The following is a 10672-nucleotide window of genomic DNA, read 5'->3' as shown; positions in this document are numbered from 1 at the left end:
TTCGGCCGGATCGGAGGCCGTCATGGCGACCATGACTTCCAGTACGCGCCGCACGGGCGACCACTTCGAACCCACCGATGTGGACCCTCAGGTCCAGCGCCGTTTGCGCGGCTATCTCGAACAGATCGACTACACCGCATACGCCTCCAACAAGGCGGTGCTGGGCGCGACCTTCCCGAAAGTGGAGGGCGCTCAGTTCCAGCGCCTGGCCGTGGCGGCTGCGACCGCGCGGGCCAAGTGGGTGAGCGAAGCGGCCATGATGGCCGAGGGCGGGGCGACGCTCTCGGAAGGCCAGTTGGCGCGCTTGGCGCATCTGCGGTCGACCTACGAGGAGCTCTCCGCCGTCTATGAGGCCACGCGCCGGATGGTGGAGCGGGGCTATATCGCCTACAAGCCGATTGCGGGATAATTGCCCGGGTAATATTGACTTTATATTTCGTCCGGATAAAAAGCGGCCAGGAGGTTCGCTATGTCCGAACGCAAGGCGCTGATGCGCGCATACAAGGAACGCAAGGTTGAGGCCGGCGTCTACGCCGTTCGCTGTGAAGCGACGGCCGAGGTTTGGGTCGGCGCGACGCCCGACCTTTCCACCCGACAGAACGGAGTCTGGTTCTCCCTGCGCCTCGGCTCGCACCGGGAACCCAGCCTGCAGACGGCCTGGAACGCCCATGGGGCGGACAGCTTCGTTTTCGAGACCGTCGAGGCCATCGATGTCGAGGGCCTGGACGCGTTTGGTCGCGCGTCGCGCCTGAAAGACCGACGTGACCATTGGATCGACGCCTGGGGCGCCCGGGGGCTGAACTGATGGACGCGTGTTTTGTGGTCTTCCACGGTCAGCATCGCGTGGGCATGGGGTCTCAGCTGGAGGCGGCTCTGGCGGCCCAGGCGCTGTCGGGCGAGCCTGGCGTGCTGATCTTCGACCCTGAGGGGCGGTCGGTGGACTTCGACCTGAGTGGCGGTCCCGAGGCCATCCGGGCGCGTCTGCAGCCCGAGGAGGCTGCGCCGCGCGGTCGGGGGCGACCCAAGCTCGGCGTCGTCCCCCGTGAGGTGACCTTGCTGCCCCGGCACTGGGACTGGCTTGCCGCCCAGCCCGGCGGCGCTTCAGTGGCGCTGCGCAAGCTGGTCGAGGCCGCCCGCCGCGCCGCGGAGGGACCCGATCGGATCCGGTCCTCGCGGGACGCGGCCTATCGGTTCGCAGCGGCCATGGCTGGAGACCTCGCCGGGTTCGAGGAGGCCATGCGCTGCCTGTTCGCCGGCGATGACACAGGGTTCGAGGCGCGGATTGAGGCCTGGCCCAGCGACATCGCCGCCCAGCTTAGAACCTACGCCGCCGAAGCGTTCGGCGCCGACGAGGGGGCTTAGCGCGCGGAGCGGGCCAGCACGTCGCTGAGAACAGCCTGGTAGGCTGCGTCGAACGCGCTCTTGTCGTCCTCCGGCTTCGCTGGCCAAAGCGGACGCAGCGCGGCCGTCCGAGCGGCGGCGTCGAGCAGCCAGGCCTTGTCGGTCTTGGCCAGCTTGGCGACCCGCGCCTCGACGTCCGCCTTGGGGACGCCTGAATAGGCCATCAGGGACCGCAGAGCCCATAGCGCCTGCTCCTCGGGGTTGGGCGTCGCCGAGCCGGGGAGGCGATGCGCGGTCCAGCGGATCGCGTCCAGCAGCTGGGCGCGATAGCGTGGATCGTCCCAAGTGCTGGGCGTGTGGCCAAGATTGGTCTGGAATAGGCGGCCCTTGCCGATCTGGCGTGTCCAGGTGACCGGCACGAACCAGGGACGCTTCAACGGCGTCTCGGTGAAGTCGATCGCCTGCAGAACCCGGACCTTGGCGGGATCATAGTCCGAGTACTGATAGATCTCCTCGGCATAAGCGAAGCGGTGCGGCCAGGCCTTGTTGACCGGGTTGGGGCCCCCGAGGGACTGGATGGTCAGCGGCGCGCCCTGCGTCCAGGGATGGCCCGCGAACTTGCCGTTGATGAAGGCGGTGTAGGTCTGGCCGGGTCCAGAATAGGCCCAATGGGTGTCGGTGGCGCTGTGCAGGCCCACGAAGCCGCCCTGGCCGCTCTCAACCCAGCGCTGGATCGCCTGCCAGTTGGCGGCCGAGATCGGCAGTTCGCCCGTGGTGTAGAAGATCAGGACGTCGATGGTCTTGAGCTTCTCGGGGGTGATCTGGCGAGCGTCCTGTGTGGACTCCACGCTGAACGCGCCGCTCTGGCCGCCGATCTCGGCGAGGGCCACTTCGGACAGCGTCGGCCCGTTGCTGTTCTTGGGCCGAGCGACCGGCGCGTGCAGCCAGCCGACCGACTGGTCAAGATAGAGCACGCGGATCTTCGGATCGGCCTGCGCGGCTGAGCAGGCGAGGGCGGTCACCAGCGCGACCAGGGTCAGAAGGCGGGTCATGACGATCTCAGGCCTTGGGTTGCATCAGGTCCCAGCGATTGCCGGAAAGGTCTTCAAACACGGCGACTGTTCCATAGGCTTCATGGCGCGGCGCCTCGAGGAAACGCACGCCGGCCTCGCTCATGCGGGCGTAGTCGCCGGCGAAATCATCCGTATGCAGAAAAAGCCAGACCCGTCCTCCGCCCTGGCGACCGATCGCTTCGGCTTGCTCGCCCACGGCGCGGGCGAGGAGGAAGTTTGTCCCCTCGCTTCCCGGCGAGACGACGACCCAGCGCTTGCTGTGCCCCATGTCGGTGTCTTCGACCAGTGTGAAGCCAAGCTTGCCGACATAGAAGGCGATCGCCTCGTCGTAGTCAGCCACCAGCAGGGAAACGAGCGCGACGCGGCGGGCCATTCTTGCGACTCCAGATGACGGGGGAACTGATAGCACGCGTCGGCGATACCACCTTTGCATCGTTTCTCGGCCGGAAGGCGGATATGGTCGAATCCTCTGTTTCAAGAAGAGGCCGCCATGGTCGCGCATCTGATCTCGGTTCTTGCCTTCGCCCTCGCGCCCGCCGTCGAGACGAAGATCACGCCCGTGGCCGCTAAGGACCTGCCGGCGGCCGTGGTCGCCGTCGTCAAGGCCGCCGCGCCGGCGATGACGATCAAGGAAGCCGAGCTCAAGGAGCGCGAGAACCGCCGCTACTTCGACGTGGAAGGCGTGATGCCGGACGGTTCGGAGATCGAGTTCGACCTGCTGGAAAAGGACGGCGCTTGGACCATCGTCGAAACCCAGCGCGACATCGCCTGGGATCAAGCGCCCAAGCCCGTTCGCGACGCCGCCGCAGCGTCGGGCAAGGCCATCACGCCGGTGCGGGTGATTGAGAGCCGGCAGAACGACGGCATGGTCATCTATGAGCTGTTCGCCGCAGGCAAGCCCAAGGAGCCGTCGATGGAGGTCAGCTTCAAGGACGGTCAGGCCAAGGTTCTCAGCGAGGTCTGGCCGCACTAGCCGCTGAAACCGTCACCTGACCTTACGAGTTCGCGGGGGAAGGCTGGCGTCCTGCGCCAAGCGCCGCTAAATGCGGTTGCCCGAAAAACGGGCATGGGCCACCTTGCCCCCCTTCTTTGACAGTGGTGACGACCATGCCGCGCGACGAGGCCGGAACGGCGCTCCCCTCGGAGCGGCCGCGCGGCCCCATCATGACCGATCTGATCGATCTGCTCCGCCTGGCGGGGCCGGTCGTGCTGTCGCGCCTGGGCATCATGGTGATGGGCCTGACCGACGCGATCGTGGTCGGGCACTTTTCGGCGCAGCAGCTTGGCTATCACGCCATGGCCTGGGCGCCGTCCTCGGTGTTTGTCACCGCGACCGTCGGCCTGCTGGTCGGCGTGCAGGTCATGACCGCGCGGGCGATGGGGGCGGGCAATCCGCACGAGACCGGCGCGGTGTTGCGGCGCGGCCTCGTTTACGCCGGATGGCTGGGCTTTGGCTCCATGGCGCTGCTGGCGCTTCTGGGGCCGATGTTCCTGCAAGCCATGGGGCTGAAGGACGGTCTGGCCGAGGGCGCGACCCTGCCGCTGATCGTCTTTTCACTGTCCTTGCCGGTCTATGCGATCTCGGTCGTCCTCACGTTCTGGCTGGAGGGCCTGTCCAAGCCAGGACCGGGCGCGGCGATGATGTGGCTGGCCAATGTGGTGAACCTGGGCGCCAACCTGCTGCTGGTGCCGGGCGTTCTGGGGCTGCCGGCGCTGGGCGCGGTGGGCGGGGCCTGGGCCACCTTCATCGCCCGATCGGCCCTGGCCCTGGCGCTGGCGATCTTCGTCCTTCGCATGAAGGACGCACGTGCGCTCGGCGTGTTCGATAAGCCCGCTCGCGATCGGCCGGCCGAGATCGAGCAACGACGCATCGGCTATGGCGCAGGCGCATCCAACTTCTTCGAGGTCTCGGCCTTTGCGGGCATGAACCTGATCTGCGGCTGGATTGGGGCTATCGCCGTGGCGGCCTACACGGTGGTGCTGAACGTCTCGGCGATCATCTTCATGGTGCCGTTGGGCGTGGCCTCGGCCACGGCGGTTCTCGTCGGACGGGCCTATGGCGCGCGCGACCCGGCGGGCATGACCCGCGCCGGATGGATCGCCTTTGCGGTGATCGCGGTGATCGGCGTGCTGTTTGGCCTGCTGCTGTATCCCACCAAGCACTGGGTGGCTCTGGCCTACACCACCGACCCGGCGGCCTTGGCGCTCATCCTGCCCGCCTTGGTCCTGTCTTGCCTGTTCTTCGCGCCAGACGCGGTGCAAGTGGTCGCGGCCCAGGCGCTGCGGGCGCGGGGCGAGGTGTGGGTTCCGACGATCACCCATTTGATCAGCTATGCACTCGTCATGGGACCGCTGGCCTGGTGGCTGGCGATCCCCAAGGGTATGGGCCTGAACGGGGTGCTGATCTCGATCATCGTCACCAGCTTCCTGGCGGCGGCGTTCCTGCTGATGCGGTTCCGGATGCTGGACTGGCGGGACCGGAAGGCGGCCGCTGACCCCACCTAGGCTCCGAGGATCCAGCCCTCTTCGGTCGCGGCGGCCGTCAGCGCGTCCTCGGCCAGACCCTTTGGCGCGTCGAACAACGCTCCCAGCTTGCCGGCCTCGTCCAGCTTGGCGAAGTGCTCGGCGAGGCTACGGACCTGGGCCAGGTCCTTGACCTCGCCCGGCGCCGGCGTCGGCTTCAGCAGCGAGGGATAGACCTCGGAAACCACCACGTCGACGCCCTCCAGGTCGGCGTCGGTCAGGGCCTTGAAGCCCGTCTCGAACGGCCAGACCCGAACGGCTTCGCCGCGCGCGTCCTTCAGGCGGCGCACGGCCGGGATGCCCATGATCGCCTGACCGCCGACCGAGCCGTTGTAATAGAGCTTCCAGATCGAGTGCGCGCCCTTGGCCGCCTGATCCGCATAGCGGAACTCGGGCAGGTCGCCTGGCCCATGCTCACGCACCCGCTTGGGCTGCAGGGTGGTCAGGGCGTCCTTGGGCGGGCAACCCCAGAAGGGGAACGGGCCGCCCGTCAGGCGGCGATTGATCTCAGAACCGACGCCGAAGCGGTTGTTGGTGTTGTCGGCCTTGTCCTTGACCATCTTGCCCAGCTGGTCCCAGACCGCGCGCCAGGGCGTCTCGCCCGGCAGGGCCAGGGCTTGCGTCAGGCCGCGCGGGAAGCCGAGCGGGAAGTCGAAGCCGACCAGGGCCCGCTCGCCGCGCTTCTTCAGGTCGTCGAGGATGGCGGCAAGCTTGGTCTCTGCCTCGCCACGCGTCGCCGGATTGTAGCTCTCGAAGCTCAGGCGGAAGCGGACGTCGCGCTTGAGCACCCCGATCCAGATGGAATCCGCGCCCGTGGTCGGCTTGGCCGCCGCGCTCCAATCGACGATCACATAGGCGCTGAACAGACGCGACACGACACGCGGCTCCGTGGAAAGAAACGAAGTCGCGCTTCTACCGCTCCGGGAACCTCAGGACCAGCCCCGGTTCGGCGTTGCGATTGATCAGGCCGCGTCGCGGATCTTGGTGGTGGGACCAATCGGGCGGCCATGACGCGCGAACCAGCGGATCGGCGGCTCGCAGGCCGTGCCGACGGCGGCGCGGACGATGGCCGGCGGGCGGCGCTCTTCCGGCGTCATGAACAGGCCGTTCGTCTTCAGCTTCAGGCCGGCCACCTTATGGGCGCCCAGCATGGTCAGCGGCACGGCCAGAACCAGACCGGCCAGGATCGGGGCCGTGGCGGTCAGCAGGTCCGGCGTGAACCAGAAGGACGCCGCCAGGATCAGGCCCGACAGGCTGATCCAGCCCATGGCGGCCCAGGCCTCCTTGAAGTCGACCTTGTCGGCGTCGCGGCGCTGGGCGGCCCAGCCGCCGACCTTGCCGGCCAGGATTTCGACGATGGCGCGCGTCTGGGTGAACATCAGCATCGGCGCGACCAGGGCCGAGAACAGCATTTCGACGGCGAGGCCGGCGGCCATGCGGCGCTTGCCGCCGAAGCCCTTCACCTCACCCTTGCGCGCCAGCACCAGGATGGCGCCCAGGATCTTGGGACCAAACAGCAGCACGAAGGTGATGATCATCGCCCAGGCGGTGGCCTGGATTTCGCTCCAGTCGATCAGGGCGTGCGCGGCGGCCTTCAGGTCGGCCATGGTGAAGGCCGCCTTCTTCAGCTCGGGCATCAGGGCGCGCGAAATCAGGCCGGCCGACAGACAGAAGAACCACAGCGGCGACAGGGCGTAGCTGAGCACGCCGATCACCAGGTGCATGCGGCTCATCCAGTGCAGGCCCGGCAGGGCGATCAACGGCACGTGCTGGATGTTGCCCCGGCACCAACGACGGTCGCGGGTGGCGAAGTCGAGCAGGTTGGAGGGGCTCTCTTCGTAGGAGCCGTCGAGATAGGGGGCCAGGTGCACGCTCCAGCCGCCGCGGCGCAGCAGGGCGCTTTCCAGGGCGTCGTGGCTCATGACCTCGCCGCCGAAGGGCTTGGGGCCCGGCAGGTGCGGCAGGCCGCAGGTCTCGGCGAAGGCGCGGGTGCGCACGATCGCGTTGTGGCCCCAGAACGAGCTTTCCGAGCCCGACCACCAGGCCAGACCCGTCCAGGCGACGCGGCCGTACAGGCGCGTGGCGAACTGCAGGGTGCGGGCGAAGATCGTTTGACCGTTGATAATCATCGGCATGGTCTGGATCAGACCCGCGCCGGGGTGACGCTCCATGGCGTCGGCCAGGCGGACCATGGCCTCGCCGGTCATCAGGCTGTCGGCGTCCAGCACCAGCATGTGCTCATAGGCGCTGCCCCAGCGGCTGACCCAGTCGGCGACGTTGCCCGCCTTGCGGCCGGTGTTTTCCTTGCGGATGCGATAATAGACGTTGCAGTTGGCCTCGCGGCGGAACCGCGCGAAGCAGGCCTGCTCGGCCAGAGCGACCTGAGCGTCGCGCGTGTCGCTGATGACGAAGATGTCGAAGTTGCGGGCCGCGCCCGTCTCGGCGATCGAGGCGTCCATGGCGCGCAGACGCGCGAACACCGCCGCAGCGTCCTCGTTATAAACCGGCATCAAGATCGCCGTGCGCGTATGCAGCTTGGGCATCGGCGTCTCGCCGTCGATGCCCAGCGGGTCCTTCGGCTTGCCCATCAGCACCACGAAGCCGATCAGGGCCGTGCAGAACCACAGCGACAGGGCCAGGAACAGCGGCGCCAGAAGCGTGACCACGACAGTTTCCAGGCGGGTCACGCCGCCCAGCGCGATCGTGTCGAACGACGCCTTCCAGCCCGCCACGCCCATGGCCAGGGTCATCAGGCCCAGCATCCAGCGGCGCACGGTCATGTCCTGGATCAGCGCCGTGGCGCGGCGCGCGCCGCCTTGCCAGAAGCTGAGCGGTTGCACCGGCATGGCCAGCGGAGCCTCGGACGGGATTTCGACCGTGTCACGGCGAACGACCTGATCGAGGCTCACGCTCGTGGAGGAGCGCACGTCGAAGAGGGCGGAGCGATCGCTCATATCGTCAGATCTCGGACTTTTCCGGCGCGCCGGGCTCTCTCCGCGTTCTTCGGTCGTCGGAACCCTTTTCGCCCGCCGATCGGTTCGCTAGGGAACTGGGCGGGGCGTCTGGGCGCTTCGTGACGAACGATACCGACGTGGAGAGCCGCCGGTTTCTCTACAGTAAAACTTCGATCACAAATTCGCTACCAGAAATCACGGCGATTTCGCAGTTGCGAGAAGATTTCGTGACATAGCGCCCGGCGAGCGGAGCGCGTCGCGTTGCGGGAAACGGGTAAGGCTATGACTTTTCGAGATATTATCTTCGCATTCGCGCTTCTGGGACTCGCGGCTTGCGGGAAGGATTCTCCCGAGGAGGGTCCTAAGGAGAGCGCTGTGGAAGCGGTTGCATCCAGTGAAGGGCTGCCAAGCTACGACTCGCAGGGCGTCGTCGCCAATCTTGATGGCCAGATTCTCACGCTCGATCACGACGGCGCGAGCGCTGCGGGTCTCAAGCCTGGCCGCGATCGGTTCAAGGTCTACGCCGATGTTCTGGCCGATGCGCCCATAACGCCGGGGGCGCGCGTAACCTTTGCTTTCAAGAAGACATCCCAGGGACTTGAGCTCGCCGAGCTTCGCGCGCGGCCCTGAACGAAGACGGGCGGCTGGTGACCCAGCCGCCCGCTCGCGTTTGATTGCTGTCCGGACCAGCGTTTTCGCTGTCCGATGGGGGTAACCCCTAGCTCAGCTTGACCAGCATCTTGCCGAGGTTCTCGCCTGTAAAGAGCTTGAGGAACGCGTCCGGGGCGCGCGCGACGCCTTCCTCGACTGTTTCCTTCCAGGTGATTTTCCCGGCCTTGATCCACTCTGCCATGTCCTTGGCGAACTGCGGGTAGAGGTCGAAGTGGTTGGAGACAATGAAGCCTTCCAGGCGCAGGCTCTTGCCGACGGCCAGGATGATGTTCGACGGGCCTTCCGGCTTACCGGTCTCGTTATACTGCGAGATCATACCGCAAAGGGCGAAGCGGGCGAACGGGCGGGCCGAGTTGATGGCCGCTTCCAGGTGCACGCCGCCGACGTTCTCGAAATAGACGTCGATGCCCTTGGGCGCGACCTTGGCCAGCTCGGCGACGACGTCGGGCGTGGCCTTGTAGTCGATCACATGGTCGACGCCGATCGACTTCAGGAACGCCACCTTTTCGGGGCCGCCCGCCGAACCGATCACGGTGTGACCCTTCAGCTTGGCGATCTGGCAGACGATCGAGCCCACCGCGCCGGCGGCGGCCGAGACGAACACGACGTCACCGTCCTTCAGGGCGGCCACCCGAAGGAGACCGGCATAGGCGGTCATGCCGGGCATGCCGACCACGCCCAGGAAGGCCTGCGGCGGGATGCCGTGGGTCTCGATCTTGGTGATCGCGCCCATGCCGGCGGCGGCCAGCGATTTGGGATGGGCGTTATAAGCCTCACGCCAGCCGAACATCGAGCTGACCAGATCGCCCGGTTTGAAATCCGGGTCGTTGGACGCGATCACCTCGCCGATCGCGCCGCCTTGCAGGGCTTCGCCCAGCTGGAACGGCGGGACGTAGCTGGGGCGGTCATACATGCGGCCGCGCATATAGGGGTCGACCGACATCCACAGGTTCTTGACCTGGATTTCGCCGTCACCCGGCGTGGGCAGCTCGACGGTGGCCAGGTCGAAGTCCGACGCCTTGGGCATCCCGACGGGACGAGCTTTCAGGCGGATCTCGCGCGAGGTGGTCATGGGGTCCTCCCTGCCTTGGCATCGCCAAGCGTTGTTAATTTAAACGACTGTTTAGCGCGCCCTTACGCAAGTCACCAGTGCTTCTAAGCAACCGCGAAGCGCGCTAGACAGCGGCCATGACCCAGACTCTGAAAGCGGGCGTCGTCGGCGCCGGAGTGTTCGGCGGCTATCACGCCAAGAAGTACGTCGAGCTGGACGGTGTGGCTCTGGTCGGCGTGTTCGACATCGATCTGGCGCGGGCCGAGGCGCTGGCCGGGCCGCTGGGCGCCGAGGGCTTCGATGACATGGACGCCTTCCTGGCCGCGGTGGACGTTGTCACCGTCGCCGCGCCGGCCGTCCATCACGCCGCGCCCGCTCTGGCGGCGTTGAAGGCGGGTAAGCCGGTCTATTCGGAAAAGCCCATCGTCGTTTCACCTGAAGACGCCGACAAGATGGTCGCCGCAGCCGCCAAGGCCGGCGTCCCCCTGGCCTGCGGCCACCAGGAGCGCGTCGTGTTTCAGGCCATGGGCCTGCTGGACATCCCCGAGCAGCCCTTGCGGCTGGAGGCCGTGCGTCGAGGCACGCCGTCGGATCGCAATCTCGACGTCTCGGTGGTGCTGGACCTGATGATCCACGACATCGACCTAGCCCTGGCGCTTTGCGACGGCCAGCCGATCGCGGTGGAAGGCGAGGGCGCGATCACCCGCTCGACCTCGCTCGATTGGGTTAAGGCCGAAGCCACCTTCGACAACGGCTTCACCGCCGTGTTCGACAGCTCCCGGGTCGCCGAGGCCCGTGAGCGGACGATGAAGGTCGTCTATCCCTCCGGCGAGGTCGAGATCGACTTTCTCCAGCGCACGTTCCGCAACACCACCCCGTTCCCGCTGATCGAGAACTTCACCGAGACGCCAGCGGGCAAGGATCCGCTGGGCCTGTCGGTCGCCGGCTTCCTGGCGGCGGTGCGCGGGGAGGCGCCCCGGCCCGTGGTGACCGGCGAGGAGGCCGCGCGGGCGCTCGATCTGGCTTTGGCGGTCGAGCAGGCGGCCGAGGGTTAGGCG

12 protein-coding genes are annotated in these 10672 nt (G+C 67.1%); 7 read left to right on the top strand and 5 right to left on the bottom strand.

The genetic code is table 11. The features are described 5' to 3' along the window. Positions 1-22: 22 nt before the first annotated feature. The 3 genes from CA606_RS12005 to CA606_RS11995 are packed head-to-tail and all read left to right on the top strand — an operon-like array spanning position 23 to position 1362. Positions 23-409, top strand: coding sequence for a hypothetical protein (locus tag CA606_RS12005; RefSeq protein WP_096050920.1), 387 nt, complete (start codon positions 23-25; stop codon positions 407-409). 60 nt (positions 410-469) lie between these two features. After that, positions 470-805, top strand: coding sequence for a GIY-YIG nuclease family protein (locus tag CA606_RS12000; RefSeq protein ID WP_096050921.1), 336 nt, complete (start codon positions 470-472; stop codon positions 803-805). After that, positions 805-1362, top strand: coding sequence for a DUF2239 family protein (locus CA606_RS11995; RefSeq protein ID WP_096050922.1), 558 nt, complete (start codon positions 805-807; stop codon positions 1360-1362). Before CA606_RS12000 ends, CA606_RS11995 begins: the two co-directional genes overlap by 1 nt. Here the strand turns inward: CA606_RS11995 and CA606_RS11990 are convergent. Together CA606_RS11990 and CA606_RS11985 are read right to left on the bottom strand one after the other, a co-directional pair. Then, the gene (locus CA606_RS11990; RefSeq protein ID WP_096050923.1) at positions 1359-2393 is read right to left on the bottom strand and encodes a ThuA domain-containing protein; all 1035 of its coding nucleotides are present in this window, start codon (positions 2391-2393) and stop codon (positions 1359-1361) included. The genes CA606_RS11995 and CA606_RS11990 overlap by 4 nt on opposite strands. A gap of 7 nt (positions 2394-2400) precedes the next feature. Continuing rightward, complete coding sequence (locus CA606_RS11985) at positions 2401-2787, bottom strand: VOC family protein (protein ID WP_096050924.1); 387 nt, start codon at positions 2785-2787, stop codon at positions 2401-2403. A 117-nt stretch (positions 2788-2904) separates the two neighbouring features. On the opposite strand from CA606_RS11985, the gene CA606_RS11980 reads away from it, so the two are divergent. Both CA606_RS11980 and CA606_RS11975 read left to right on the top strand, forming a co-directional pair. Beyond that, positions 2905-3387 (top strand): PepSY-like domain-containing protein, encoded by a 483-nt coding sequence (locus CA606_RS11980; protein WP_096050925.1) that lies wholly within the window; start codon positions 2905-2907, stop codon positions 3385-3387. 116 nt (positions 3388-3503) lie between these two features. Beyond that, entirely contained in the window at positions 3504-4919 is a 1416-nt protein-coding gene (locus CA606_RS11975) for an MATE family efflux transporter (protein WP_096050926.1), read from the top strand. On the opposite strand, the gene CA606_RS11970 is transcribed toward CA606_RS11975, so the two are convergent. Continuing rightward, positions 4916-5812: a cobalamin biosynthesis protein CbiG gene (locus CA606_RS11970; protein ID WP_096050927.1), complete on the bottom strand. Its 897-nt coding sequence runs from the start codon at positions 5810-5812 to the stop codon at positions 4916-4918. The genes CA606_RS11975 and CA606_RS11970 overlap by 4 nt on opposite strands. A gap of 87 nt (positions 5813-5899) precedes the next feature. Beyond that, positions 5900-7891 carry a glucans biosynthesis glucosyltransferase MdoH gene (gene mdoH, locus CA606_RS11965; protein ID WP_096050928.1) on the bottom strand — a complete coding sequence of 664 codons (1992 nt, stop codon included), beginning with the start codon at positions 7889-7891 and terminating at the stop codon, positions 5900-5902. Positions 7892-8173: 282 nt separating this feature from the next. On the opposite strand from mdoH, the gene CA606_RS11960 reads away from it, so the two are divergent. Continuing rightward, positions 8174-8521, top strand: a complete 348-nt coding sequence (locus tag CA606_RS11960; RefSeq protein WP_096050929.1) for a copper-binding protein — start codon at positions 8174-8176, stop codon at positions 8519-8521. A gap of 88 nt (positions 8522-8609) precedes the next feature. Here the strand turns inward: CA606_RS11960 and CA606_RS11955 are convergent, their stop codons facing one another. Next, the gene (locus CA606_RS11955; protein WP_096050930.1) at positions 8610-9635 is read right to left on the bottom strand and encodes an NADP-dependent oxidoreductase; all 1026 of its coding nucleotides are present in this window, start codon (positions 9633-9635) and stop codon (positions 8610-8612) included. Between the two features lie 116 nt (positions 9636-9751). On the opposite strand from CA606_RS11955, the gene CA606_RS11950 reads away from it, so the two are divergent. Further along, on the top strand, positions 9752-10669 hold the full coding sequence (locus tag CA606_RS11950) for a Gfo/Idh/MocA family protein (RefSeq protein WP_096050931.1): 918 nt from the start codon (positions 9752-9754) through the stop codon (positions 10667-10669). Positions 10670-10672 lie beyond the last annotated feature (3 nt).

Origin of the sequence: Caulobacter vibrioides (assembly GCF_002310375.3) — a bacterium.
Taxonomy (GTDB): Bacteria; Pseudomonadota; Alphaproteobacteria; order Caulobacterales; family Caulobacteraceae; genus Caulobacter; species Caulobacter vibrioides_D.
Note: the sequence above shows the minus strand (reverse complement) of the source record. Positions and strands in the feature narration are given on the sequence as shown.

Coding starts and splice junctions, on each gene's coding strand:
- CA606_RS11960 (WP_096050929.1), top strand. CDS start 8,174: ATGACTTTTCGAGATATTATCTTCGCATTCGCGCTTCTGGGACTCGCG.
- CA606_RS11995 (WP_096050922.1), top strand. CDS start 805: ATGGACGCGTGTTTTGTGGTCTTCCACGGTCAGCATCGCGTGGGCATG.
- mdoH (WP_096050928.1), bottom strand. CDS start 7,891: ATGAGCGATCGCTCCGCCCTCTTCGACGTGCGCTCCTCCACGAGCGTG.
- CA606_RS11990 (WP_096050923.1), bottom strand. CDS start 2,393: ATGACCCGCCTTCTGACCCTGGTCGCGCTGGTGACCGCCCTCGCCTGC.
- CA606_RS12000 (WP_096050921.1), top strand. CDS start 470: ATGTCCGAACGCAAGGCGCTGATGCGCGCATACAAGGAACGCAAGGTT.
- CA606_RS11950 (WP_096050931.1), top strand. CDS start 9,752: ATGACCCAGACTCTGAAAGCGGGCGTCGTCGGCGCCGGAGTGTTCGGC.
- CA606_RS11955 (WP_096050930.1), bottom strand. CDS start 9,635: ATGACCACCTCGCGCGAGATCCGCCTGAAAGCTCGTCCCGTCGGGATG.
- CA606_RS12005 (WP_096050920.1), top strand. CDS start 23: ATGGCGACCATGACTTCCAGTACGCGCCGCACGGGCGACCACTTCGAA.
- CA606_RS11980 (WP_096050925.1), top strand. CDS start 2,905: ATGGTCGCGCATCTGATCTCGGTTCTTGCCTTCGCCCTCGCGCCCGCC.
- CA606_RS11985 (WP_096050924.1), bottom strand. CDS start 2,787: ATGGCCCGCCGCGTCGCGCTCGTTTCCCTGCTGGTGGCTGACTACGAC.